We start from the raw sequence: 25418 nt of genomic DNA on the forward strand, positions 1-25418 counted from the left end.
ACGATGACGTCGACTACCAACCAAAGGACGGTCATCCGCGCTGGAAGCGTTCGACTGGTCTCTGCCGAAGACCTACATCCTGCCGGTGGATATCGACGGTTACCTGTCCATGCCCGAGGACATCGCGCGCAATGTCGAGATCCGAGACGGGATGATCATCCACTGCGAATCCGCCTCGCCGAATCACAATGCGATAGCCCGAAATATCGAACGGGCACTGCTGGCGGGCCATGCCAAACGCGGTTCGGCCGAGCCGTGCTTGCGGATCAACCGAGATGTGGACATCTTGGTCTCGAAGGTTCCCTTCCACTACAAGCGGCCGGACGTCATCGTCTACCGCTGCATCGATGAGCCTCGACCGAAGTGGCGGATGAAGCCGACAGCTGCGGACACCGTGCTGGTGGTCGAGGTTGTAGCGCCGACGACGACCACCGCCGACCTGGTCGACATACGCGCCGAGTATGCCCGGTTCGGTATCCAGCACTACTGGATCGTCCGTATGGCCAACGAGGACGGTCCCGCGGTTTCGATCGAGATGCTGACGCTCAACTCTGCCGGGGAGTACGTCTCGGCGGGACATCACACCCGATCGGACCGTTCTGCCAGTGCGATCGATTCGCTGGTGCCGTTCGAGGTGCCCGCCACTCGGCAGCAGCTCGACGAGGGCATCGACTGAATTCCGCCCTGATGGGGCGGGTTACCGCTTCCGTGCTGCGAGCGCCTCGACGGCCGCGTAGTCGTGGGCGGCGACGATTTCGATGCCGTCCGGTAGTGCGTGTAGGCGGTGGATGGTGGCGAAGGTGGCGTCGCGATCGGCATCGAAGAGTTGGCCAGGCATGGGTGCCTTTTCGCGGATCAGCTCGACCTGGAGTTTGTTCCACACCGCGTCGCCCGCGAGCAGTACCCGGGTGCCGTCGTCGACCGCGAGCAGGACGCCGATGCTGCCCGGGGTATGTCCGGCTAGGTCTACGAGCAGCACCGAACCGTCACCGAACAGGTCCAGGCTGCGCGGGAAGGTGAGCACCGGCGGGCCGTCGAGTTCGAAGGTGTCGAAGGTGCGCCCGCGCAGTGGGCCTCGGGCAACGCCGACCGGGGCATGCGGGCCGTCGAGGGCCCAGGCGCGTTCCACGGAGGGTAGTCGGATGGTCACGGAATCGGGCAGTTCCAGCAGGCCGGAGATGTGATCCCAGTGCAGGTGGGTCGGCAGGACGAAATCGATCGCGTCGACGGCGATATCGCGGGCGGCCAGCGCGTCGGAGAGCCCGAGCACCGGCTTATCGGGCGCGACCAAGAGCGGAATCGGGAACGGCAACTCGGGCAGCACCCGGTCGTGCACACCCGCGCACAGGGCCGGATCGACCAGGAATCGCGCCTTCGGATGTTCGATCAGATAGGCCGACATGGTCATCGGCAGTTCGCGCAGGCTGCGCACGCCCTCCGCGACGATCGTGGTCGGCGCGGCCATGCGGGCCTGCATCAGGACGGTGAGCCCGACGGTCACCTCGGTCTGCGGCAGCGGGACCGGTTCCAGACCGGCCAGCAACGCGGTATCGGGCCGACGCGGGCGCAGCAACCGACCAGGCGTGGCCGCCAGTGCGCTGCAGCAGCGCAGCACGGTCGGCAGGGTGGGCGTCCGCTCGGTTCCGGATTCGGGCACGGTGCCACCGTAGGCGATCACGGTAAACGACGAAAGAGCCGGGTATGCAGGACAATTCCGGACAATCCACCAGCCTGGACGACACCTTGATCGCGCCGATATCTACGGCATAATCGCAGGGGGTACCGGCGTGGGGGCACCAGCCCTCCGGCGACGGGAGGAGGACGGATGGGGCCTGATCTTCCGGACGGGCAGGGTGTTGTCTCGAGCGACCTGCGAACAGTCGCCGACGGTATTTCGAACAGAGCCGGTTCGCGACGTGCCGCGCTACTGAGCGCTGCCACCGCCGCCATCGCCGACCTGCTGAATGTCGATGCCGCAAAGGTCTCGACCGATGCGCCGTTCAGCGATCTCGGCCTCAGCTCGCTGCAACTGGCGCGGCTGACGGCGCATCTGGAAGATGCCATGGGAGTCGAGGTTTCGCTCACCACCCTCTACGACCATCCGGACATCGAGCAGCTTGTCGAGTATCTCGCGATGCGATGAGCACCGTCGATACCGCCTCCGTCCGGCCGGATCCGCCGGTATCGATCGTGGGCATCGGCTGCCGGGTGCCCGGGGCGCCGAATGTATCCGAGTTCTGGCGGATGCTGTGCGATGGCCGGGATGCCACCTGTGCACCACCGCCGGATCGACCTGGCACGCGGCGCGCCGGATATCTCACTGATGTCGACGCCTTCGACAACGACTGGTTCGCGATCTCCGGTCGCGAGGCCGCGCTGATGGATCCGCAGCAGCGGCTGGCACTCGAGGTCGCGATCGAGGCGCTCGACGATGCCGGAATCGGCTATCGCACCCGGGGTTCCGGGGCTGCGGTGGTATTCGGTGCATGCGCCTACGATCACGGCATCGCGGTGTTGGGCCGCGCAGGGCACGATGCGCCGTACGCGGTCACCGGATCGGCGCTCAGCATCATCGCCAACCGGCTGTCCTATGTCCTCGATCTGCACGGACCGAGTCTGGTGGTGGACAGCGCGTGCTCGTCCTCGCTGGCCGCGGTGGATCTCGCGGTGCGTCTGCTGGCCGATGAGGCGGTGCCGTTCGCGATCGTCGGCGGGATGAATCTCACGCTGCTGCCGCATACCTCGGAGTACCTGGCCGAAGGCGGGTTCCTCGCGCCCGACGGGCGGTGCAAACCATTCGATGCCGCTGCCGACGGATATGCCCGCGGTGACGGATGCACCGTGGTGGTACTGCGGCGCACCGCCGACGCGCTGCGGGACGGGCATCGGGTGTATGCGGAAATCCTCGGCACGGCAGTCGGTTCGGACGGACGGTCCAATGGGCTGTACGCGCCGAACGGCCGGGCCCAGCAGGAGGTTATTCGTACTGCCTGGGCACGGGCCGGACTCGATCCACATGATGTCGGGTACATCGAATGCCACGGCACCGGAACACCATTGGGTGATGCGGTGGAGGTGGGTGCGCTCGCCGCGGTAGTCGCGAGCGATGCCGAACCGACCTGGATCGGCTCCCTCAAATCCAATATCGGACATCTCGAGGCGGCCGCCGGAATCACCGGAATGGTCAAGGCGGCGCTGTCCATTCGACACGGCACAATCCCGCCTACCATCAATTTCCACACCGAGAATCCGCTGCTGAAGCTCACCGAACACGGACTGCGGGTACCGACCGAGCCTGTCGACTGGACCGACACACCGGTTGGTGCGCGACGTGCCGGAGTCAGCTCATTCGGATTCGGCGGGACGAATGCGCACGTGGTGCTGCGCGGTCTCGAGGCCGCGCGCCACCGTAGTTATGAACCGCCCGTACTGCTTCCGGTCACCGGTCGCGACATCGCGGAGCTGCGGTCACAAGCGTTGCGGTGGGCCGAGTTGCTCGAGGGTGCGGGCATATCGTCAGACGGCACGAGCGGCGATTCCTTCAGCAGCATGAGCAACGCCCCGCACAACAGGCCTGGCAACGCCACTCGCCACGGCATGAGCAGCACCTCACGCGGCAGCACCCCCTCGCACGACGGCATCGGCACTCCGTCGGGTGACGACACCGACTCGGCATCGCGTGGCGACATGAGCGCCCCTTCGCGCGATGGCGCAAACAGCGCCTCCCGCGGCGGCACGGGTAACCCACGGCCCGAGGGAACCGGTCTCGAGTCACGCGAGGGCACCAGTCGCACGTCAGGCGATCGCACGAGCGACTCGCACAAGGGCACGAACAGCGATTCCCTCGGCAGGGCCAGGCGCGATGGGCTGAGCAGCACTTCGGAAATCGACACCGGCAACGCATCGCGCGATAACATCAACGCCCCTTGGCACAACAGCGCAAACAACGCCTCCCGCGACGACACAGGTAACCCCCGGCTCGAGGGCACCAGTCGCACGTCACGCGCGGGCACGAGCGACTCGCACAAGGGCACGAACAGCGATTCCCTCGGCAGGGCCAGGCGCGATGGGCTGAGCAGCACTTCGGAAATCGACACCGGCAACGCATCGCGCGATAACATCAACGCCCCTTGGCACAACGGCGCAAGCATCTCCTGGGGCGACACCAGCAACGCTCAGCGCGCGGGCACCAGTCGCGATTTGCGTGCGCATACAAGTGACTCGCGCAAGCGCATAAGCGGCGATTCCCTCGAGGGCGCTAGCGACGATTCACATGGGCACAGTGGCACTTCGCGCGAAGGTACGAATGGCGATTCACGCGAGCGCACAAGCAGCACTTCGCGCGCGGACATGGGCGCAGCGACCAATGCGGTGGCGAGCTACTCGGGTGCAGGCGGTGGCGATCGCGAAATTCTTCGGCAATTCGCGGCTGCTGCGGCGCGGTTGATACCTGAGAATGCCCGGGCCGCAGTGGTTGCGCGGGATCTGGACGATGCGGTGGATCAGTTGCGGGCGTTGGCGGGTGGGGAGTCCAGGGGCGGGGTGATCGGCGCTGGTTCGGTGCGGCGGCGGGGTGGCGTGCTGTTCCTGTTCTCTGGGCAGGGTGGGCAGTATTCCAAGATGGGGCGGGGTCTGGCGGCTCGTTATCCGGTATTCGCGCAGGCGGTGACCGCTGCCGCGGATGCGATTGCGGCGGCGGGTGGCGGGCGAGTGTGGACACCGCGCAACGGGTTCGCACTCAGCGGTGCGGCGAGCAACGGAAGCAGTGCGACGGAACTCGTGCAACCGGCGATCTTCGCATTCCAGGTGGCCCTCGCCGAACTGCTCGCCACGTGGGGGATCGAACCGGATGCGGTGGTCGGGCACAGCCTCGGCGAGGTGGCCGGGGCCATGGTGAGCGGTGCGTTATCGCTTTCGGATGCGGCCCGAGTCGTGGTGCAGCGCAGCAGGATTCTGGCGCGGCTCGACGGGCACGGTGCCATGGCAGTGCTGGAGGCGACGGCGGATGAGGCGGCGCGGCTGGTCGAACCACTGCACGCGACGGTAGCGGTCGCGGCGATCAATGGACCGCGTTCGGTGGTCATCTCCGGTGCGCCGCGCTACATCGACGCGCTAGTGCGCCGGGCCAAACGCAGGCAGATATTCGCACAACGGATCGCCGTCGACTTCGCCGCACACAGTCCACAGGTGGGCGCGTTCCTGCCCGAATTCGTCGACACGCTCGGCGGACTCACCGCGCAGGTGCCGCGCGTCCCGGTGTACTCCACGGCGCGTCGATGCGAAACCATCACCACGGCCGCGATGGACGCCGACTACTGGGCCGAAAATGCCTCGAGAACGGTCGATTTGGCCGCCGCGCTGCAAAAAGCCGCCGACGACGGATTCGCCACGGTGCTCGAAATCGCACCCCATCCGGTCCTGACATCCGCGATCCGTGAGTTCCCCGAATTCGCCGACGCCACCCACACGGTGACCACCCGCGACAACGAGGCCGGAACCTTCCTGACCTGCCTCGCCAAGCTCTACCTCGAAGGCCGCCCGTTGAATTGGGCCGCGAACGGCCCCTTCACCGCACCCCCGCCCGCACGCCAATGGTCCCACCGCCGGTTCCCCCTGATCACCACCCTCGATCCCGGCACCACCCACGTCGCTGCCACCGAGCCCGACACCACCCATGTCGCCGGTACCAAGCCCCGCACCTCGTACGTCGCTGCCACCGAGGCCGCCACGACCAGCGACGCCGCAACCGAACCCGGCACCACCAGCGACACCGCCACCCAGCCCGACACCACCAACGTTCCTGCCACAACGCCCCTCACCTCGTACGTCCCTGCCACCGAGCCCGGCACGACCAGCGACGCCGCAACCGAACCCGGCACCACCCGCGACCCCGCCACCAAGCCCCGCACCTCGTACGTCGCTGCCACCGAACCAGGCACGACCAGCGACGCCGCAACCGAATCCCGCACCACCCGCAACGCCGCAACCGAACCCAGGACGACCCGCGACATCGCCACCCAGGCCGATACCACCAATGTTCCTGCCACCGAGCCCAGCACGTCGTACGCCGCTGCCACAGAACCGCGCACGGCCCGCGACGCTGCAGCCAAGCCCGATGCGGCAACCGAGCCCAGCGTCATCCGCAACGCCGCAACCCAACCCGACACCCACGGCACTGCAACCAAGCCCACCACCACCGGCCACGCCGGCACCAAGCCCGAAACCACATTCGGCCCCGCCACCGAAAACAGCACTCCCCGAGACGCCGCAACCGAACCCAGCGCCACCCACGGCGCTGCGGCTGAGCCCGCTCTCAACGGCCACGCCGTCAACAACTCCCCGGTCTCCGACTTCGGCGCAGGGATCGGAGTCGATGTCGTCCGTAGCGATACCCACGACCCGAACGCAACCACCCAGCTCGCGGCTCCGCACAGCCGAAATGCGCAGGGTGCGAACACAACCACCGGGCACGATGCTGGTAGCGACCGAGACGCTCTCGACTCGAACACAACCGCACACGACTCGAACACAGCCGCACGACTCGACACGGCTAGCGGACGCGACACCCACGACGCGAATACAACCACCGGGCGCGACACCATTCGCAGCCGAAATGCCCTGGGCGCGGACACAGCCACCGGTTTCGACATCGGTGGTGGCCCCGCCGGCCACGACTGGAACACAACCGCCCGGCTCGGCACCCCTCGTGGCCGAGACATCCACGCCACGAACACAACCAGTGGTTTCGACATCGGTCGCAGCCGAGATGCCGTCGATTCGAGCGCATCCAGCGTCTTCATCGCTGAATCCGAATTCCCCGCAGATGATCTCCACGATCACGTGGTGCAGGGTGTCCCGACTGTCCCCGCGGTCTTCTGGCTGCTCAGGCTCATCGGCCTGGCTGGGGCCGGGCGGACGATCAGTGATTTCGTGGTGCATGAGCGGACCGGGCTTGCCGCGCTGTCCGCTGTCACTTATCGAGCCGATGGTGCTGGAAGGTTGCAGGCGGAGGTCACAGGCGCCGGGACGCTGGCTTCGGCACGGTTGGCCGGTGACCCCACACCCGGGGATATCGTCGCATGGATGCGGGTGGTCGATGCAAATCGGGCCGCCCGTCGGCGGATGCGAGTGCTCACGCCAGGTGTTTTCTACGACTCGTTGCGCGCGCGGCAACTCGACTACGGTCCCGGCTTCCGCGCGCTGCGCGACATCGAGGCCGGACCCGATTGTGCGGTGGGGTCGTTCGATTCCGCCCCGCCGCAGCGCTCGGCGACTCTCGACGGCTGCCTGCATCTGCTCGCCGCCGCGAGCTGGGACCGCATGCCCGCCGATGCCATCGCGCTGCCGATCGGCATCGAATCCGCCTGGCTGTCCGCCGAACCGGACCTGGTTCTGCTGGAAGCCCATGCGCTCGTGCGTGATCGATCGACGACCGGCCTGACAGGTGACATCATCGGCACCGATCAGCACGGCGTCCCTGTGCTCGCGCTGTCGGGTGTCCGCATACGTTTCGCGACGGTCGAATCCACAACGCAGGTCGGCCCGTTCCGCCATGAAACGTGGATCCCGTACCTTCGCCACGCCGAGAGCAACGGCCAGCCCAACAGGACCATGAATCCGCAGCGCGCCTTGGTTATCGGCGAATCACAGCTCGCCATCCGGCTCGCCAGAGAACTCGACCGTACCTTGCCCACCGAACGCGTCGCCCGCGAACCGGACGCCGCCGGCCCGATCGTGTCCGCCGTACTCGCCGGACACACCGGCACCGCCGACACGGCAGTCGTCGTGGTCTGGCCCACCGAATCCGGCGCTCACACCGGCCACGCCATCGAGTCCGCGATCAGTGCCACCGCCACAACCGGACGCGTGCTGGATCTGCTTCAACGCGTCCAATCCGAGGACACCACAGCATCTTTGACGGTCGTCCTCCCGGAACCCGGCACGACCGACCGCCAAACGCCCGCTCGGAGCCGACAGCACAGCTCGCCGGACAAAACGATCATGCCGATGGCGGTAGCCGGTTTGGTGCGATCGATGCAGCTCGAATCGGGCCGTGACGTGCGGCTCGTATGGACCGATACATCACCGTCCGCAGTGTCACGACTGCGAGAACTCATCGCCACCGCCCACGCGCTCCCCGATGAGCTCCGCATCTCCGCCGACGCCATCACGGCACGCCGTTTCATCCTCACCCGTCCCCGATCGACCACCCCGACGCCGATCGACCCCAACGGAACCTATGTGGTCACCGGCGGATTGGGTGCACTCGGTTCGGTCGCGGTGCGCTGGCTGCTCGACGCCGGTGCCCACGATGTCGTGGTGCTCACCCGCGCCCCCAGACCGGTGCCCGCACTCCTGGACGGACTCGAGGACCGAATAGTCGTGGTGCGCTGCGACGCCGCCGACCGCAGCGATCTCGCCAACGCGCTCGACGATGTTCGCGAATGCGGTTCCACCATCCGGGGCGTCGTCCATGCCGCGGGGGCACTCGAAGACGCCGCCTTCGAGGCCGTAACCGCCCGCCAACTCGCCCGCATGTTCGCGCCGAAACCCATCGCCGCGAACAACCTCATCGAGCTCACCGCCGCCGACCCAACCGACTTCGTGCTGCTGTTCTCCTCGGCCACCGGTGCACTGGGCGCACCCGGACAGGCCGCTTACGCCAGCGCGAATGCCGCAATGGACGCCCTCGCTCACAGACACCCGGGTCGGCGTGTACTGAGCATCGGCTGGGGCGTATGGGATTCGGGCCTCACCGAGAGCGCGGGTGGTGCGGCACATCTGCGTCGCGCCGGAATCTCCGCATTCGATATCCCACGCGGCACCGAATTACTCGCCCAGGCCATGTATTACAACGAGCCCTACCTGCTCGCCCTCGACTACACGCCGACCGCCGATCCCGACCGGGTCGCCACCCGCCTGCGAGACCTGCTCACCGACCAACCGATAACGGTCCCCGCGTCGCCGAACCCGATACCGCCGCGTCCGTCCGAACCACTCACCACGACCATCCGCACCGCTCTCGCCGTCACCCTCGACCTGACCTCCGACCACGTCGATCCGGAAGCCGATTTCAACGAATTGGGCCTGAGCTCCCTGCTCGGCATAGAAATGCGCCGACACCTCGAATCCCGCCTCAATATCCGCATCTCGACCGCCGAACTGTTCCAACACCCCACCATCACCGCACTCGGCGCGGCCCTGGCCGACCGAGTCGCCGCCGCGAAATCCGATGGGGTGCTGTGACTTCTCCGAACACGACGCGGCTGACCGACACATTGGCGGCCCGGGTCGCCGAGTGGGCACGAACCAAGCCCAACGACAATGCGTACACCGAATTGCGTTATCGCGGACAGGATTGCACTCCGGTCACACTGACCTACGAACAACTGCACCACGCGGCGGGCGCCCAGGCCCAAAAACTCAGGGCAACAACCGATCCCGGTGATCGAGTGGCGATCCTGTGTACCCACGGAATCGACTACGTCACAGCGTTTCTCGCCTGCCTCTACAGCAATCGCATCGCGGTGCCGCTATTTCCGCCGACGGGCAATAGAAACCGGACCCGACTCGAAGGTGTGCTCGCCGATGCTCGGCCCGCGTCGAGCCTGATCTCGGCGACCGACACCACTACCAGCGAGATCTTCGGTCCGGCCCTGGGCCGGGTGCTGATACTCGCACCGGAATCCGCCCCAGCAGCCGACCCGATTATCGATCGAACAGAGACGGCCTATCTCCAGTACACGTCCGGATCGACCAAGACCCCGGCAGGCGTCGAAGTAACCCACGCGAATCTCGCTGCGGCACTGGATCAACTGTGGACGGCGGTGCCCGCGGTGCGCACCGAACCCATCGTCTCCTGGCTCCCGTTCTTCCACGATATGGGCTTGATCCTGGCCCTTTCACTACCGCTCTACTCCGGCGTGCACGGCGTAACCATGGCACCGGCCGAATTCGTGAAACGCCCCATCCGCTGGCTGCGCGCCCTTGGCGACTACCGTGCCGGCGCCACCGGCAGCCCCAATTTCGGCCTGACCCTCGCGGTCTCGGCAACCACCCCCGCCGAACGCGCGGGCCTTGACCTATCCCACCTCGACGCACTCCTCAACGGAGCCGAACCGATCCGCACCGAGGCCCTGACCGCCTTCACCGAAACCTTTGCCCCCTACGGATTCCGACATCGCGCCCACACACCGGGCTTCGGCTTGGCCGAGGCCACTCTCTCGGTCACCGTATGCGAGCAGTCGACCGAACCCGTCACACATCGATTCGATCGAACAGCCTTGGCGCAGGGTCGCGCACAGACCGCACAGGAAGGCGTTCCACTCGTCGGCTGCGGCGTACCCGCAGGCCAGCGAGTCGCGGTGGTGGAGCCCAACGAGCACACCGAGGTCGCGGCGGGCGCCGTCGGCGAGATCTGGGTGTGCGGCCCCAATATCTGCGCCGGTTACTACAACAATCCGATCGCCACCGCGGCGACGTTCCGGGCCACTCTGTCCGGAAGTGACGAATCCTGGCTGCGCACCGGCGATCTCGGCTTCTGGCACGCGGGCCAGCTCTATATCGCGGGCAGGCTCAACGACCTCATCGTCATCGACGGCCGCAACCACTATCCTGCCGATATCGAATCCACGGTTTCGGACTGTGCCCCCGAGCTGCGCGTCGGCCATGTGACCGCGTTCGGCCACGATGACGGGCACCGCGAGGATCTGGTAGTCGTCGCCGAACTCGCCGACACGGCGACCACCGGATCAGCGGAACTGGCCCTTCGCATCCGCAATGCCATCGCGGCCGCCCACGAGGTGACACCGGGGGCAGTGGTCCTGGTCGAACCGGGCCGGATTCCGAAGACATCCAGCGGCAAATTGCGCCGCGGCGAATGCCGAGCGCTCTACCGCGCGGGTCACCTGACCCAGCCATAGCGGAAACACCCACCGACCTCCCCCAGCTCGCCCATATGGGGCGCGATGATGGGCGAATGGCGACCGCAATCATCCCCGTGACGTGGAAAGACCACCCGGAAGAACACGACTACCCGGCAGCCGCCGACTATCTGGAGCTGCTCGCCGAACCGGACGTGGTCGACGCCGTGATCGCGGAACTGCGCGCCGCACCGGTCGTGCACAAGAAGGCCAAGGACATTCTGCGCGCGGCCGGACTCGAATTGGTATCGGCCGAGAATCCGTATGTCCGCCGCGATCTGATCAAGATCAATAATCGCAAGTCGCTATCGCCGATCCTGCTGGTGCGCGGCGACTTCCGCACCGGCGTGCCCATGGTGATCGCCGATGGCTACCACCGCGTGTGCGCAGTGCACTGGGCCGATGAGAATATCGCCATCCCGGCGAAGATAGCCGCCATGCCGCAATGACCTTCGCAACCCTCGCCCTGATCATCGCGCTCGGACTGTGCGGACCACTGCTCGCACTGCGGCAGAACTGGCACATCCCGGCGATCCTGGGTGAACTGCTCGCGGGCATTGTCTTCGGCACCACCGGGTTCGGCATCCTGCACCCCGCCGACCCGATCTTCGCCTTTCTCGCCGATATGGGTTTCGCGGTCGTCATGTTCGTCGCGGGCACCCATGTCCCAGTGCGTGATCCGGCGGTTCACTCCGCACTCGGTAAGGGCGCGGTCCGGGCCGTCCTGGTCGGATTGCTCGCGGTCGCAGCCGGATTCGGGCTGGCCCGCTGGTTCGGAACCGGACACGGTGCGGTCTATGCGGTGCTGATGGCGTCCTCATCGGCGGCGCTGGTGCTGCCGATCATCGACTCGGTCGGTCTGTCGGGAAAGCCGGTACTTGCCCTCACCGCGCAGGTCGCGATCGCCGATACCGCCTGCGTGGTGGCGCTGCCGCTGGTGATCGATCCCGGGAACGCGGGCCGCGCGGCGCTCGGCGCCGCCGCGGTGGCGGCGGCCGCCACTGTGCTTTTCCTCGTGCTGCGCAAACTGGAGCTGTCGGGTCGGCGACGACGAGTGCATCGACTGTCCGAGAAGCGCGCATTCGCCTTGGAACTGCGGGTCAGTCTCGCGGTGCTGTTCGCCCTGTGCGCATTGGCAACCCAGACCCGGGTGTCGATCATGCTCGCCGGATTCGCCGCCGGACTCGCGGTCGCCGGAATCGGGGAGCCGCGGCGCGTGGCCCGCCAACTCTTCGCCATCAATGACGGTTTCCTCGGCCCACTGTTCTTCGTTTGGCTGGGCGCCCGACTCAACCTGCGCGAATTCGGCGACCACCCACGGCTGATCGGACTCGGCATCGCACTCGGCACCGGTGCGGTACTGGTGCACCTGAGCACCCGTGTCGCGGGACAGCCGATCGCCTTCGGCACCCTCGCGGCGGCCCAAGTCGGCGTCCCGGTCGCCGCTGTCACCGTTGGCTCCCAGCTACACGCCCTGGTGCCCGGCGAAGCATCCGCGATGATGCTCGGCGCCCTGTGCACCATCGCCGCCGCAGCACTAGCGGCCAGCCGAGTCGCAACCCACACCGCGAAATCCGGCATGAATTAGCGCCTCAGTTATCGGTGCGGCCGAGTAGCCGATCCGTCTCGCGACGTTCCCGCTTGGTGGGGCGACCGGAGCCGCGGTCGCGGCGCGGCATGCCCACGAGAATCTCCCGAGGCGGCGGCGGGGGGCTGCGATCGATCAAGCACTGTGCGGCGATCGGCGGGCCGACGCGCTTGGTGATGGCGCGCTCCACGATGACAATGCGTTCGATGCCACCGGCTCGGACCCGGACCTCGTCACCGGGGCGAACCGGTTGTGCCGGTTTGGCAGCAACACCATTCACCCGGACGTGGCCGCCGCGGCAGGCTTCCGCAGCCGCAGACCTGGTCTTGAAAAGACGCACCGCCCACGTCCAGGAGTCCACGCGGGCCTGGTTCGGGGCGGTGTTCTTGGTAGTCGGTTGGGCGGGTGCCACCCTTAGACCATACGGCGTGCCGTCACAACCATGTCGGGGCGCAGGGGGGTGTAGGACACCGGCTGACCGGACTGGACCGCATTGAGCAGCTTGCCGTCGCCCGCGTACAGGCCGACGTGGCCGCCGCCGTTGGTCACCACGATATCGCCAGGCTGCAGGTCCTCGAAGGCGACCGGAGCGCCGACGTGCGACTGTTCGAAGCTGGTGCGCGGCAGTTCGATTCCGGCCTGCTTGTAGGCCCACTGGACCAGACCCGAGCAGTCGAAGCTGAACGGTCCGGAGGCACCCCAGGAGTACTGCGCGCCGACCTTGGTCTTGGCGGCGTCCAGCGCGACGTCACTGGCGGTGTTGTGGAACATCTGCGGCATGGCCGGGGCGAACAAGCCGGGGAGCGACGGCGCGGCCTGCGGGGCAACGGCCTCCGGGGCGGGCGCGGCGGGCATCGAGGCGAGTGCCTGGGTGAGCTGCTTACCCAGATCCTGGGCCTGCTGGTCGAATTCCTGCGGAACCGGGACATCGAAATCGCCGATTCCCGGGATGTTGATGGTGGCTGCCATCGCGGGGATCGCGGGCATCGCACCAGTAGATGCGGCGACCGCGCCCATGACGAGCGCACCCTTGACGGAATTCGGTAGCCGCGATTCCCGCTGCAAGCTGTGTTTACCCACCGAGCCGAGTCTCCGATCTTTCTGCTCTCCCGCCGACCGGGTCAGCTGTCGGTTCGGACCGGCAGAACGGCCCCAACTCCCAGTTGAATCTCTGGGTCCCGGTACGGCCGTCGGAATTGGTGGCCCCGACAGCCGTTTTGGCGGTAACTCAGTGGCGCCGCTTCTCTTCCGAACCGACAGACTCCACTGGGTCACGAAGAGATTACGGCCAGGACGCGGTGTTGTCCAGCGCACAGACCAGCCTCTTCGTGGATGATCGAAAAATCCCAGGACGAGCGGCGCAATTGCGACACGCCCAGATGGTCACGACACGGTATCGGCGACGCACGGCGTGTTATCGAACCGAAGTCCCGATCGGAAGTGACACTGCGTCCACCGGATTCGCGATCCACCGCTTGCTACCCGTCGGATCCGGCACTCCGCTGATCGAGCGCCCGCTCCAGTTCATCGATCCGCCGCCGCGCATCGGCCAGGCCGACCTCCAGCCGACCGAGAGCCACCACCAGCGGACCCACCGCGATATCCGCGACGAGTTGCGGATCGTCGAGGCCGCCTTCGATCGCCTCCAGAATATTGGACCGGATGTGGCCTGCCACAGGGGCTTCGGCGGGAACTTTCCATGACTCGACCAACTCGGCAAGGGTGGGGAGTGGTTCCGTGGGCATGCCCCTCAGCATGCGACAGTTTGCTAGCAATATCTAGGACACGCCTTATATATGGCCAGATTCGGCTGACGAAACGCGCTACGGTGTCTGGGCATGGACCCCGTGCGGAATCCGTATGCTCCCGGAGCCGGACAGCGCCCACCCGAATTGGCCGGGCGCGATAAGCAACTCAAGGCCTTCGACGTTGTGCTGGAGCGGATCGCGCGTGGTCGGCCGGAACGCAGCGTCATGCTCACCGGGTTGCGCGGTGTCGGAAAGACCGTGCTGCTCAACCAACTTCGCTCTGCCGCGGGCTCGCGCGGTTGGGGTACAGGCAAAATCGAGGCCCGCCCGGATCAGGAACTGCGCCGCCCGCTGTCGTCGGCACTGCATATGGCCGTCCGCGCGATAGCCATGACACATCGCAACCAGGAGCGCGTCGACGACTTCCTGGGCATACTCAAGGCTTTCGCGCTGCGCTCCACCGCCGATAAGGGCATGCGGGAGCGCTGGCAGCCGGGGATCGACGTGCCCGCGGTGACCGGTCGCGCCGACTCCGGCGATATCGAGATCGATCTGATCGAGCTGCTCAAGGAGGCGGCCGCGCTGGCCAGCGATATCAACGTCGGCATCGCGGTCTTCATCGACGAAATGCAGGATCTCGGTCCCGCCGATATCTCCGCGATATGCGGCGCCTGTCACGAATTGAGCCAGGACACCGCACCTTTGATCGTGGTCGGCGCCGGGCTCCCGCACCTACCCGCGGTGCTGTCCGCCTCGAAGAGCTACTCCGAGCGACTGTTCAGCTACCACCGCATCGACCGGCTGGATCGCGAATCGGCGGATCAAGCCCTCATCGCACCGGCCGAGCGCGAAGAGGTGAAGTTCACCGAGGAAGCACTGGATGCCCTGTACCAGAGGGCGGATGGCTATCCGTACTTCGTGCAGGCCTACGGCAAAGCCGCTTGGGATCAGGCGCCCGAAAGCCCGATCACCGCCGAGGATGTCGAGGTGGCGGCGCCGAGCGCCGAAGAGGAACTGGCCGTCGGATTCTTCGGTTCCCGGTACGAGCGCGCCACCCCCGCCGAACGCGAATATATGCGCGCCATGGCCGATTTAGCGGGCGACGACGGTCCGGTGCCGACCGCGGCGGTGGCCAGTGAGCTCGGCCGCAAACCCGCCTCGCTGTCACCGGCCCGCGACGGTCTGATCAAGAAGGGACTGATCTATTCGGCCGAGCGCGGCACCATCGGGTTCACGGTGCCGCACTTCGGCCGCTATCTGCGCAGCGTGTAGCCGAAAGCTCAGAACGGCAGCGGAAGTGGATACCGGTAGTCGCAATTCCCCTCCAGCGACTTCCCCTGTGCGGTGCAGGCATTCTGCAGCGACCGCCAGGTGACGGGACCGACCACTCCGTCGTCGTAAATGCCAACGGCCCGTTGAAAGTTCCGCACCGCGGCCTTGGTCTTCGGACCGAACTTACCGTCGACATCAACCTGGCCGTTGCCATAGCTGTAGGTGAGGAATGCCTGCACCGCCGCCACACAGGGTCCCTGATTGCGCACCCCCTCCTTCAAGGTCGGTTTGGCCGCAAGACACTGATTGATCGACGCCGGGTACTGGACCTCGGCGTGTGCGGGCGCGGCGATAGCGGCGGTTCCGGCCACCGCCGCAACCCCGATGGCCGCCGCGGCAATCGCCCGGCGAATCCGATGAGCGCCGGAAAGCTGTGCTGCGTACATGATGTTCCTCGTGGTGCGCGAAGCCTCACCCCTGCTGGCGAAGCTGGTAGCGCCAAGTTAGGAAGCGCGACCAATGACAGACCAACGAAGTACTCACGCCCGCAGCTCAGGCCAGCGGCCGCCGCACCTCGAGCGTCACCGATCCGATCCGGATGCGGTCCCCGTGCACCAGCGCGGCCCGACCCCGAATGCGCAGGTCATTGACGAACACGCCATTGGCCGACCCACGATCCTCGATCCGGACCGCAGCACTAACACAACGCTCGCGTGCCGCCGACTGGTCTTCACATCCTCGAGCCGGATGTCGTTATCCGCACTGCGACCGATCGTCATACCCGCCCCGGTCACCTCGAATCGCCTGCCGTCGTCGACGTACAACAGCACGTGGCCGAGCGTCTCCAGCAGCGCGGATCCATCGGTATCCACACCGAGACGCAAGCGAATTCGGCCCCGGTTCGAAACGGCCGAGATCGCATTGCTCGTCGCGAATATCGAGGTAGTAGTTGCCGGAACTGTCGGTGCGCAATATCGCGGTCGCGGTCACATCGGCGGCCTGCGGCGTTGCGCGCAGTTCGGCGATGCGACTGTGCAGGTTCGCGCGAAAACTGGGCGGCGGGTCACCATCCCAGATGGTGTTCGCCAACCGCGGCGGCAAGGTGGCATTGCCCCGGTTGACGACCAGAACCGCGAGCATCGCCCTGGTCAGCGGTCCGCCGACGGCGAGCGGACGACCCAGGACGTACCACCGAACCGGACCGAGGATGCGTACATCGAGCGGCGTCTCGGCACCGGGTGTCATGGCGCCGGTGCGCATCGGCCGTCGAAGGCGCCGTCGGCGACCCGAAATACCGGCCACTGGATGGCTTTCGCCCGCGTCTCCGGTCCGTAGATGCCGTCGACCGCGGCGCCGTAGTCGACCTGCAGATGCCGAATGGCGCGCTTCATCGGGGTGTCGTACACCGTTGTCGCATCCAGTTCGATGCCGTGGCACATGGTCAGCGCCTGCCGCAAGGCCAGCACCGAATCGCCTCGATCACCGTCATTGAGCGCGCAGCGAGAATCGTCGTGATCGGCTGCCCCGCTGGGCAATTCGAGATAGAAGTCGGTGCCGATCGGTACCCGCGCCCGCCAATAGCACCGCAGCAGGCCCGTCTTCGCAGCGCTCGTCTGCGGCACCGTCGTCGCGGTCGCGCCATCGGATCGATGCGGAGTCGGCCAGACAGCGGTCAGCACTGCTGCCACGACAACGACAGCGATCGCCCCGAGCGCGGCGATGCGGCCACGCGGACGACGCACCAGGCCGGACAGCCCCCACCGGTACGGCCAGCGTTCGGTATCGCTGACCGCCAGCTCGACGGCCCGCGCGAATTCCTCACAGGTCTGATACCGCCGCTCCGGCTCCGCCGCCATCGCCCGCACGATGACCTCTTCCAGCGCCGGCGGCACATCCGGACGCACTCGAGTCGGCGCGAGCGTGTCCCGCACCGTTCGGGTGCCTGCGGGCGACGGCGAACCTCCATTCGGATTCGCGCCGGTCAGCAGCGCCAGCAAGGTGGCGCCGAGAGAATAGATATCCGCCCGGCGATCGACCGCGAGACCGCGCAGCACCTCGGGCGCGGCGAAGGCGGGAGTGCAAGCGCGCCAACCCGTTTCGGTGACCGTCGCGGCATCCTCGACGGTACGGGCCAGCCCGAAATCGGCGACCAGCACGCGTTCACCGTCGACGCCGTCGGCGACCAGGATGTTCGACGGTTTGACATCGCGGTGCAGCAGATTCTGCTCATGCGCGTGATGCAGCCCCTTCGCGGCCTCGCACACGATGCGCGCCGCCCGGTTCGGCGCCAATCCGCCGGGCTCGGAGTGCATGAGTTCGCCCGCATCGGTGCCATCCACATACTGCATCGCCATCCACAGGGCCTCGCCCTCCTCGCCCCGGTTGTAGACCGAAACGACATTCGGATGGTCCAGGCGGCACACCAGATCGGCCTCGCGCCGGAAGATGCTGCGATAACGTTGATTAGCCCCGAGATTCTTGGCTAGTACCTTGAGTGCCACCTGCCTCGGCAGGGCCGGATCATCGGCCAGATAGACCGCCCCCATTCCGCCGGAACCGAGGGGCCGCACAATCGAATACCCTGCGAATACCTGCCCGGGCCGCAATGACATCCCCACCCTCCAAGGGAATTCGGACCACGTTGTCCGGCACGTTTCAGCCCACTACCCCACATCCGAAGCTTGGTGTCAAGACAACTCGGGCCACCCGGCACACGGCAAGTGTCAGCCGACCCTTTCGAGCGACCTGCAAGCAATCGCTGCTGACCCTTCAAGCGACCTACAAGCAATCGCTACGGCACATCTCCCCGTCTATCAAGATCATTAGAGATTGATAGATAACGCTCTACCCGAACATCTACCGGCCGGTAACAAACCCTCCTACACTCTTATGTGATCCTGATCACGTCCGAGGAGGACATCATGGCGACAACCGCGAAAGTCGACGCCACCGAAGAACAGGCCCGCGCACTGGTCGAGGAGTCCCGCGAAACCAGTTGGGCCAAACCATCGTTCGCCAAGGAGATGTTTCTGGGACGATTCCGGCTCGATCTGATCCACCCCTATCCCCAGCCCAGCGACGAGGACGCCGCGCGCACCGAGGCCTATCTGGCCCGGCTGCGGCCGTTCTGCGAATCGCTGGACGGCAGCGTCATCGAGGCGGAGTCCAAGATTCCGGACGAGTACGTGAAGGGTCTGGCCGAACTCGGCTGCTTCGGCCTGAAGATCCCGGAGGAGTACGGCGGCCAGGGCCTTTCCCAGGTCGGCTACAACCGGGCCCTGATGCTGGTCGGGTCCGCGCACCCCAGCCTCGGGGTCCTGCTTTCGGCGCACCAGTCGATCGGCGTCCCCGAACCTCTGAAGCTAGCGGGCACCCCGGAGCAGAAGGCCGAATTCCTGCCCCGCTGCGCGGCGGGCGCGGTCAGCGCGTTCCTGCTCACCGAACCCGATGTCGGCTCCGATCCGGCCCGCATGGCCAGCACCGCGACTCCGACCGCGGACGGCGAGGCCTATGAGATCAACGGCGTGAAGCTGTGGACCACCAATGGCGTGGTCGCCGAACTGCTGGTGGTCATGGCCAGGATTCCCAAGAGCGAGGGCCACCGCGGCGGCATCTCGGCCTTCATCGTGGAGGCCGATTCGCCCGGCATCACGGTGGAGCGACGCAATTCGTTCATGGGCTTGCGCGGCATCGAGAACGGTGTCACGCGCCTGCACAACGTCCGGGTACCAAAGCGCAACCTGGTCGGGCGCGAGGGCGACGGCCTGAAAATCGCGCTGACCACGCTGAATGCCGGCCGCCTCGCCATCCCGGCGCTGTGCACGGCCGCCTCGAAATGGTCGCTGAAGATCGCCAGGCAGTGGTGCACGCAGCGGGTGCAGTGGGGTCGGCCGGTCGGCGAGCACGAGGCGGTCGGGGAGAAGATCTCCTTCATCGCGGCCACCACCTACGCACTCGAGGCCGCACTCGACCTTTCGGCCACCATGTGCGACGAGGCCCGCAACGATATCCGTATCGAAGCGGCCCTGGCCAAGCTCTGGGCCAGCGAAATGAGCTGCCAGATCGCCGACGAACTCGTGCAGATCCGCGGCGGCCGGGGCTACGAGACGGCGGCGTCGCTGCGGGCCCGCGGTGAGCGCGCGGTCGGGGCCGAACAGCTGGTCCGCGATCTGCGGATCAACCGTATTTTCGAGGGGTCCAGCGAAATCATGCGACTGCTGGTCGCCAGGGAGATGGCCGATGCCCATATGGCCGCGGCTGGTGCGCTGGTCGATCGGAACGCGGAGTTCAAGGACAAGGCCAAGGCGGCGGTCGGCGCGGGTGGTTTCTATGCCAAGTGGTTCCCGCAATTGGCCGTCGGCGCGGGCACGGTGCCCGCGAGCTATGCCGAATTCGGGCCGCTGGCACGGCATTTGCGCTTCGTCGAGCGCAGCGCCCGCAAGCAGGCCAGATCGCTGATGTACGCGATGGCGCGCTGGCAGGCCGGACTGGAATACCGGCAGAACTTCCTCGGCCGCATCGTCGATATCGCCGCGGAGTTGTTCGCGATCTCGGCCGCCTGCGTGCGCGCGCAGGCACTGCGGACCGCGGGTGCGCCGGAGGCCAAGGCCGCCGAGGAATTGGCCGATACCTTCAGCAGGCAGTCGCGGATCCGGGTCAAGAAGTTGTTCGACGCGCTGTGGGACAACACCGATGACGACGATCGCACCCTCACCCGCCACATCCTCGACGGCCGCTACGAGTGGCTCGAGGATGGCATCTTCGATCCGAGCGAGGGCACCGGACCGTGGATCGCCGAATGGCAGGTGGGTCCGTCGACCGAGACCAACCTGCTGCGACCGTTCCTACCGTCGACCCGCAGCCACGCGGGCACCTAGGCGCGCAACCGCGACGAGCCGTCACCCAGGCATGGGTGACGGCTCGTCGCGTGATGAGTATTCATATATCTCGCAAAATTTCTAGATATAGACATAATTCCGATACTCGACGTATGGTTACGGTCCCATAACAATTTCTAGCGGACTCTAGGAGATCCGATCGATTACCCGATAGGCGGCAATGCCACGGGTCGATCATGGACGTCTACCGGAATCTAGCGCCTGACCTATCCATTCATAGATTTACCGATCCACGGGCTCGTGCGCCCGGGCCAGGTCGATCAGCGGCGTCAGTTGGACAACGCGTACATAACGGACGGTATGGCGCGCTAACAGGGCGGGAATTCCGCCCGACAACCGGGCAAGAACGCTCCGAACCGGGTGTCCTACCAGACACAGGAGAATCGTCATGTCCACGACGACTGCCCGCCGAGCCGCCGACTACGACGGCCACCGGATGACGGTATCGGCCGACGACGGCACCCCGATCGCGGTCCGCACCTTCGGCGCCGACGATGCTCAACTGACCGTCGTTTTCGCGCACGGTCACTGTCTGCGCGCCGAGTCCTGGTCATTCCTGCGCGATCAACTGTTGCGGCAATTGGGGATGGCAGCCGGCGAAGCCGGCGGGGCGGGTAAGTACACCGGTTCGGACGTACGGATGGTCTTCTACGACCACCGCGGCCACGGCGAATCCGGCGTTGCCCATCCCTCGACCTACACCATCGAGCAACTCGGCCACGACCTCGACGCCGTGCTGCGGGCGGTCGTGCCGACCGGCCCGATCATCCTCATCGGACATTCGATGGGCGCGATGGTCACCCTCGCCTACGCCCGGCTGTTCCCGGCGACCATCGGCACCCGGGTGGTCGGCGTCGGCCTCATCGCGGGTGCGGCCAATGGCATCACCGAGGTCGGCCTCGGCCGTTTCCTGAATCGGCGCGCGGTGAGCTCGTTTCAGCTCGCGGTGCTGCGAGCGCCCCGATTCATGCAGGCCTCGAAGCGTCTTTCCCGCCGGATCTTCGAGCCGATCGCCCGCGAGGCGAATATGGGCACCAAGCGGACGAATCCGCGCATGGTCGCGGTGGCCGCGGCGATGATGAACGACACCCCGCTGCTCACCATGTCGAGCTTCCTGACCTCGCTGATGACCTTCGACGAGACCGCATCGCTGCACCACCTCGGCGGCATTCCGGCGCTGGTGCTGGCCGGGTCGGCCGACATCGTTGTGCCCTTCGCACATTCGGTGGTACTCGCCTCGCAACTGGCGGGCTCGGAGTTGGTCCGGCTCGAGGGCGCGGGCCACAGCGTGCATCTGGAGCGGGCCGAGGAGGTGGCGTTGTCCATCGTCGCGCTGGTCGACCGGGCCATCACCGCTATGCACGGGCACGGCCCCGAGTACGCCACCGCCAGCTGACGAACCGTTCGTCGGAACACACAACTGGACGGCAGCCAACCCCCGGCAACCTTCGGGCGAACCACCGAAATTGTGGGCACCACGAGCCAAAACCGAATTCCTCACGTACTGTGTTAAAGATCACGTTGTGTGGTGAGTCACACGACTCGGTAGAGCGCGTTACCAGGCAGACCATGGAACCCATCGCTACCCATCGAGTTCGTCTGTCCGCCAAGGAACACAGGAGGTATCGATGACACGCAGCGACATAGCGGAACTGCGCTACGCGGTCGGCCAGCTCCGGCAATCCATCGGCGCACTGCGCTCCCACTACGGCGACGCCAATTCGGTGCGACGACTGGAAAACGACCTCGAGCGGCTCGTCATCGATGCCGACGAACTCGAGCAGTCGCCGCCGCAGGAGATTACGCGCCGTCCGCAAGAGACCATCTACGTACCGGACAGCAAATCCGACGAAGCCGCGTGGATGGGCGCACAGGACGAGGGCCTCGGCTTCCATTCCCGCCCGCGCACAAAGTAATCCGGTTCGCGGACCCGGCTCGCCGTCGAGCGGGCCCGCGACCGTATGCGCTCGCAATACCGCCCTGATCTGCGCGGTGTAACGGATTCACCACCCCGGGTGGCGACCAAACCTCGATCGAATGTGGCAGAAATCACGGCCCCCCAGGCGGGTCGGCTTTGCCGGGACCCCGCTCGAGCCATAGCGGGGGTGTCGTATGGTGCTCAGCATCACATTCGATTGCGGAGGTCGCGCGGACCATCCGCACAGCAGATCAGCGAGGCATCCACCTGTGAGTGCCGCACCGACCGCCGCCCCGGAAACGGGCACCGGCGTCTTCAGCAAGACCAGGGCCGCCATCTCCACGCGCACCCTGCGTACCGACCGGTGGTGGGTCCCACCGCTGGTAACCGCCGTCGGACTAGCCGCTTTCGTCACCTACGCGACGATCAGATCGTATGTGCGAACGGCATATTGGGTTCCGGAGTACCACTACCTGACCCCGTTCTACTCACCGTGCGTGAGCAGCGACTGCGTCGAGGGCTCCAGCCATTTCGGCGCATGGTTCGGCCACATCCCGGCCATCCTGCCGCTGGGCTTCCTGGTGCTGCCGTTCCTGCTCGGGTTCCGGCTCACCTGCTACTACTACCGCAAGGCCTACTACCGCGCGGTGTGGTTTTCCCCGCCCGCATGCGCAGTAGCCGAACCGCACGCCAAGTACACCGGCGAGACCAAACTGCCGCTGATCATCCAGAACGTGCACCGCTACTTCTTCTATGTGGCCGTGCTGGTTTCGCTGATCAACACCTATGACGCGATCACCGCGTTCCACGGCAAGACCGGCGGTTTCGGCTTCGGTCTCGGCAATATCGTCCTGGTCGGCAATGTGGTGCTGCTGTGGGCCTACACGCTGTCGTGCCATTCCTGCAGGCACATCATGGGCGGCAAGCTCAAGCACTTCTCCGCCCACCCGGTGCGGTACTGGTTCTGGACCCAGGTCTCCAAGCTCAATACCCGGCACATGGCGCTGGCCTGGACCACCCTCGGCACGCTCGTGCTGACCGACTTCTACGTGATGTTGGTTGCCAGCGACACGATTTCGGATCTGCGGTTCATCAACTAACCGCCCTCACAAACCAGGAGTTTCGCGGCCATGCCAGAAGTGGAACGGCACAAGTACGACGTCGTCGTCATCGGTGCCGGGGGCGCCGGACTGCGCGCGGTGATCGAAGCACGCGAACACGGTCTCTCCGTCGCGGTGGTGTGCAAGTCGTTGTTCGGTAAGGCACACACCGTGATGGCCGAGGGCGGATGCGCCGCCTCGATGGGTAATGCCAATGAAAAGGACAACTGGCAAGTCCATTTCAAGGACACCATGCGCGGAGGCAAGTTCCTCAACAACTGGCGCATGGCCGAACTGCACGCCCAGGAGGCGCCCGACCGGGTGTGGGAACTGGAAAGCTATGGGGCGCTGTTCGATCGGACCGCTGACGGCCGGATCAGCCAGCGCAACTTCGGTGGCCACACCTACCCGCGGCTGGCGCACGTCGGCGACCGCACCGGACTCGAGATCATCCGGACCATGCAGCAGAAGATCGTTTCGCTGCAGCAGGAGGATTTCGCGGAGACGGGCGACTACGAGTCGCGCATCAAGGTTTTCGCCGAATGCACCATCACCGAATTGCTCAAGGACGGCGACCGGATCGCCGGTGCGTTCGGGTACTGGCGCGAGTCCGGCCGGTTCGTGCTGTTCGAGGCGCCCGCCGTGGTGGTCGCGACCGGCGGCATCGGCAAGTCCTACAAGGTCACCTCGAACTCGTGGGAGTACACCGGTGACGGCCACGCGCTGGCCCTGCGGGCAGGCGCGACGCTGATCAATATGGAGTTCCTGCAGTTCCATCCGACCGGCATGGTCTGGCCGCCCAGTGTGAAGGGCATTCTGGTCACCGAGGGTGTGCGCGGTGACGGTGGCGTGCTCAAGAACACCGAAGGCAAGCGGTTCATGTTCGAGTACATTCCGCCGGTCTTCAAGGGGCAGTACGCCGAGACCGAGGAAGAGGCCGATCAGTGGTTGCGCGATAACGACTCCGCGCGCCGCACGCCGGATCTGCTGCCGCGCGACGAAGTGGCCCGCGCCATCAACTCGGAGGTGAAGGCGGGACGCGGCACCGAACACGGTGGCGTGTACCTGGATATCGCCTCGCGACTGCCCGCCGAAGAGATCCGGCGGCGGCTGCCCTCGATGCACCATCAGTTCAAAGAACTTGCGGACGTGGATATTACGAAGGAACCGATGGAGGTCGGCCCGACGTGCCACTACGTGATGGGCGGAATCGAGGTCGATCCGGACACCGGCGCGGCGACCGTGCCCGGCTTGTTCGCCGCGGGTGAGTGTTCCGGCGGTATGCACGGCTCGAACCGGCTCGGCGGCAATTCGCTGTCCGATCTACTGGTATTCGGCCGACGGGCCGGACTCGGCGCGGCGACCTACGTCGAACAACTGTCCGAGCGCCCCGCAGTGGCCGATGCCGATATCGATGCGGCTGCGAAAGCCGCTGTGGCGCCGTTCGATCCGCCCGCCGAAGGGAGCGGGGAGAACCCGTACACCCTGCACACCGATCTGCAGCAGGCCATGAACGACCTGGTCGGCATCATCCGCAAGGAACACGAACTGCAGGAGGCGATCGAGCGCCTCGCCGAATTGCGGACCCGCTTCAACAGTGTGACCGTGGAGGGGCACCGGCAGTTCAACCCGGGCTGGCATCTCGCCCTCGACCTGCGCAATATGCTGCTGATCAGCGAATGTGTCGCGCAGGCTGCGCTATTGCGCACCGAGAGTCGCGGCGGACACACCCGCGACGACTTCCCCGCCATGGATCCGGAGTGGCGCAACAAGCTGCTGGTGTGCGCGGTCGATTCCGCGGATGCGGACGGACCGGTGCCCGGCGTGCGGGTCACCCCGGAGGACCAGATCCCGATGCGCGACGATCTGCTCGCGCTCTTCGATCTGGGTGAGCTCGAAAAGTATTACAACTCAGCCGATCTCGCCTCCCATCCGGCAGGTTCGGTTTCGGCCACGGAAGGCGAGGCGTAAG

General features: G+C 66.1%; 20 protein-coding genes. 12 read left to right on the plus strand and 8 right to left on the minus strand.

Annotated features, from left to right (window positions below; genetic code table 11):
- Positions 1 to 85 precede the first annotated feature (85 nt).
- The gene (locus ACQPZ2_RS43555) at positions 86 to 676 is read left to right on the plus strand and encodes a Uma2 family endonuclease (protein WP_433523646.1); all 591 of its coding nucleotides are present in this window, start codon (positions 86 to 88) and stop codon (positions 674 to 676) included.
- Positions 677 to 697: 21 nt separating this feature from the next.
- Here the strand turns inward: ACQPZ2_RS43555 and ACQPZ2_RS43560 are convergent, their stop codons facing one another.
- Positions 698 to 1657: an MBL fold metallo-hydrolase gene (locus ACQPZ2_RS43560; RefSeq protein ID WP_433523647.1), complete on the minus strand. Its 960-nt coding sequence runs from the start codon at positions 1655 to 1657 to the stop codon at positions 698 to 700.
- A 168-nt stretch (positions 1658 to 1825) separates the two neighbouring features.
- On the opposite strand from ACQPZ2_RS43560, the gene ACQPZ2_RS43565 reads away from it, so the two are divergent.
- Genes ACQPZ2_RS43565 through ACQPZ2_RS43585 form a run of 5 tightly spaced genes read left to right on the plus strand, consistent with a single transcriptional unit; the run spans position 1826 to position 12510 of the window.
- The gene (locus ACQPZ2_RS43565) at positions 1826 to 2143 is read left to right on the plus strand and encodes an acyl carrier protein (RefSeq protein WP_433523648.1); all 318 of its coding nucleotides are present in this window, start codon (positions 1826 to 1828) and stop codon (positions 2141 to 2143) included.
- A complete protein-coding gene (locus ACQPZ2_RS43570) occupies positions 2140 to 9246 on the plus strand; it encodes an SDR family NAD(P)-dependent oxidoreductase (protein ID WP_433523649.1) in 7107 nt (2368 codons plus the stop codon). Before ACQPZ2_RS43565 ends, ACQPZ2_RS43570 begins: the two co-directional genes overlap by 4 nt.
- Positions 9243 to 10922, plus strand: a complete 1680-nt coding sequence (locus ACQPZ2_RS43575; RefSeq protein ID WP_433523650.1) for a fatty acyl-AMP ligase — start codon at positions 9243 to 9245, stop codon at positions 10920 to 10922. The genes ACQPZ2_RS43570 and ACQPZ2_RS43575 overlap by 4 nt, the downstream gene beginning before the upstream one ends.
- A 56-nt stretch (positions 10923 to 10978) precedes the next feature.
- Positions 10979 to 11371, plus strand: a complete 393-nt coding sequence (locus ACQPZ2_RS43580; RefSeq protein WP_063042607.1) for a hypothetical protein — start codon at positions 10979 to 10981, stop codon at positions 11369 to 11371.
- Entirely contained in the window at positions 11368 to 12510 is a 1143-nt protein-coding gene (locus ACQPZ2_RS43585) for a cation:proton antiporter (protein WP_433523651.1), read from the plus strand. Before ACQPZ2_RS43580 ends, ACQPZ2_RS43585 begins: the two co-directional genes overlap by 4 nt.
- Positions 12511 to 12514: 4 nt before the next feature.
- Here the strand turns inward: ACQPZ2_RS43585 and ACQPZ2_RS43590 are convergent, their stop codons facing one another.
- The 3 genes from ACQPZ2_RS43590 to ACQPZ2_RS43600 all read right to left on the minus strand — a co-directional run bounded on the left by ACQPZ2_RS43590 (position 12515) and on the right by ACQPZ2_RS43600 (position 14255).
- Positions 12515 to 12922 carry an RNA-binding S4 domain-containing protein gene (locus ACQPZ2_RS43590; protein WP_433523652.1) on the minus strand — a complete coding sequence of 136 codons (408 nt, stop codon included), beginning with the start codon at positions 12920 to 12922 and terminating at the stop codon, positions 12515 to 12517.
- A 2-nt stretch (positions 12923 to 12924) separates the two neighbouring features.
- A complete protein-coding gene (locus tag ACQPZ2_RS43595; protein ID WP_433527692.1) occupies positions 12925 to 13527 on the minus strand; it encodes a C40 family peptidase in 603 nt (200 codons plus the stop codon).
- A 461-nt stretch (positions 13528 to 13988) separates the two neighbouring features.
- Positions 13989 to 14255, minus strand: a complete 267-nt coding sequence (locus ACQPZ2_RS43600) for a hypothetical protein (protein WP_063042561.1) — start codon at positions 14253 to 14255, stop codon at positions 13989 to 13991.
- A 93-nt stretch (positions 14256 to 14348) separates the two neighbouring features.
- On the opposite strand from ACQPZ2_RS43600, the gene ACQPZ2_RS43605 reads away from it, so the two are divergent.
- Positions 14349 to 15530, plus strand: coding sequence for an AAA family ATPase (locus tag ACQPZ2_RS43605; RefSeq protein ID WP_433523653.1), 1182 nt, complete (start codon positions 14349 to 14351; stop codon positions 15528 to 15530).
- An 8-nt stretch (positions 15531 to 15538) separates the two neighbouring features.
- Here ACQPZ2_RS43605 and ACQPZ2_RS43610 read toward each other — a convergent pair whose 3' ends face one another.
- The 4 genes from ACQPZ2_RS43610 to ACQPZ2_RS43625 all read right to left on the minus strand — a co-directional run bounded on the left by ACQPZ2_RS43610 (position 15539) and on the right by ACQPZ2_RS43625 (position 18142).
- Positions 15539 to 15976 (minus strand): peptidoglycan-binding domain-containing protein, encoded by a 438-nt coding sequence (locus ACQPZ2_RS43610; RefSeq protein ID WP_433523654.1) that lies wholly within the window; start codon positions 15974 to 15976, stop codon positions 15539 to 15541.
- 106 nt (positions 15977 to 16082) lie between these two features.
- Entirely contained in the window at positions 16083 to 16214 is a 132-nt protein-coding gene (locus ACQPZ2_RS43615; RefSeq protein ID WP_433527693.1) for an FHA domain-containing protein, read from the minus strand.
- A gap of 69 nt (positions 16215 to 16283) precedes the next feature.
- A complete protein-coding gene (locus ACQPZ2_RS43620) occupies positions 16284 to 16790 on the minus strand; it encodes an AfsR/SARP family transcriptional regulator (RefSeq protein WP_433527728.1) in 507 nt (168 codons plus the stop codon).
- Positions 16772 to 18142: a serine/threonine-protein kinase gene (locus ACQPZ2_RS43625; RefSeq protein ID WP_433523655.1), complete on the minus strand. Its 1371-nt coding sequence runs from the start codon at positions 18140 to 18142 to the stop codon at positions 16772 to 16774. Before ACQPZ2_RS43625 ends, ACQPZ2_RS43620 begins: the two co-directional genes overlap by 19 nt.
- A 309-nt stretch (positions 18143 to 18451) precedes the next feature.
- Here ACQPZ2_RS43625 and ACQPZ2_RS43630 point away from each other — a divergent pair, with 309 nt between their 5' ends.
- From ACQPZ2_RS43630 to ACQPZ2_RS43650, 5 genes are all read left to right on the plus strand, one after another.
- Positions 18452 to 20407, plus strand: coding sequence for an acyl-CoA dehydrogenase family protein (locus tag ACQPZ2_RS43630; protein WP_433523656.1), 1956 nt, complete (start codon positions 18452 to 18454; stop codon positions 20405 to 20407).
- A 409-nt stretch (positions 20408 to 20816) separates the two neighbouring features.
- The gene (locus ACQPZ2_RS43635; protein ID WP_433523657.1) at positions 20817 to 21824 is read left to right on the plus strand and encodes an alpha/beta fold hydrolase; all 1008 of its coding nucleotides are present in this window, start codon (positions 20817 to 20819) and stop codon (positions 21822 to 21824) included.
- 232 nt (positions 21825 to 22056) lie between these two features.
- A complete protein-coding gene (locus ACQPZ2_RS43640) occupies positions 22057 to 22344 on the plus strand; it encodes a hypothetical protein (RefSeq protein ID WP_063042550.1) in 288 nt (95 codons plus the stop codon).
- A gap of 271 nt (positions 22345 to 22615) precedes the next feature.
- A complete protein-coding gene (locus tag ACQPZ2_RS43645) occupies positions 22616 to 23446 on the plus strand; it encodes a hypothetical protein (RefSeq protein ID WP_063042548.1) in 831 nt (276 codons plus the stop codon).
- Positions 23447 to 23476: 30 nt separating this feature from the next.
- Positions 23477 to 25417, plus strand: coding sequence for a fumarate reductase/succinate dehydrogenase flavoprotein subunit (locus ACQPZ2_RS43650; protein ID WP_433523658.1), 1941 nt, complete (start codon positions 23477 to 23479; stop codon positions 25415 to 25417).
- The last annotated feature ends 1 nt before the right edge of the window (position 25418 follow it).

Source organism: Nocardia pseudovaccinii (assembly GCF_050942345.1).
Classification (GTDB): Bacteria; Actinomycetota; Actinomycetes; order Mycobacteriales; family Mycobacteriaceae; genus Nocardia; species Nocardia pseudovaccinii.

Coding starts and splice junctions, on each gene's coding strand:
- ACQPZ2_RS43565 (WP_433523648.1), top strand. CDS start 1,826: ATGGGGCCTGATCTTCCGGACGGGCAGGGTGTTGTCTCGAGCGACCTG.
- ACQPZ2_RS43570 (WP_433523649.1), top strand. CDS start 2,140: ATGAGCACCGTCGATACCGCCTCCGTCCGGCCGGATCCGCCGGTATCG.
- ACQPZ2_RS43580 (WP_063042607.1), top strand. CDS start 10,979: ATGGCGACCGCAATCATCCCCGTGACGTGGAAAGACCACCCGGAAGAA.
- ACQPZ2_RS43585 (WP_433523651.1), top strand. CDS start 11,368: ATGACCTTCGCAACCCTCGCCCTGATCATCGCGCTCGGACTGTGCGGA.
- ACQPZ2_RS43595 (WP_433527692.1), bottom strand. CDS start 13,527: ATGGGCGCGGTCGCCGCATCTACTGGTGCGATGCCCGCGATCCCCGCG.
- ACQPZ2_RS43600 (WP_063042561.1), bottom strand. CDS start 14,255: ATGCCCACGGAACCACTCCCCACCCTTGCCGAGTTGGTCGAGTCATGG.
- ACQPZ2_RS43605 (WP_433523653.1), top strand. CDS start 14,349: ATGGACCCCGTGCGGAATCCGTATGCTCCCGGAGCCGGACAGCGCCCA.
- ACQPZ2_RS43610 (WP_433523654.1), bottom strand. CDS start 15,976: ATGTACGCAGCACAGCTTTCCGGCGCTCATCGGATTCGCCGGGCGATT.
- ACQPZ2_RS43620 (WP_433527728.1), bottom strand. CDS start 16,790: ATGCGCACCGGCGCCATGACACCCGGTGCCGAGACGCCGCTCGATGTA.
- ACQPZ2_RS43625 (WP_433523655.1), bottom strand. CDS start 18,142: ATGTCATTGCGGCCCGGGCAGGTATTCGCAGGGTATTCGATTGTGCGG.
- ACQPZ2_RS43630 (WP_433523656.1), top strand. CDS start 18,452: ATGGCGACAACCGCGAAAGTCGACGCCACCGAAGAACAGGCCCGCGCA.
- ACQPZ2_RS43635 (WP_433523657.1), top strand. CDS start 20,817: ATGTCCACGACGACTGCCCGCCGAGCCGCCGACTACGACGGCCACCGG.
- ACQPZ2_RS43640 (WP_063042550.1), top strand. CDS start 22,057: ATGACACGCAGCGACATAGCGGAACTGCGCTACGCGGTCGGCCAGCTC.
- ACQPZ2_RS43650 (WP_433523658.1), top strand. CDS start 23,477: ATGCCAGAAGTGGAACGGCACAAGTACGACGTCGTCGTCATCGGTGCC.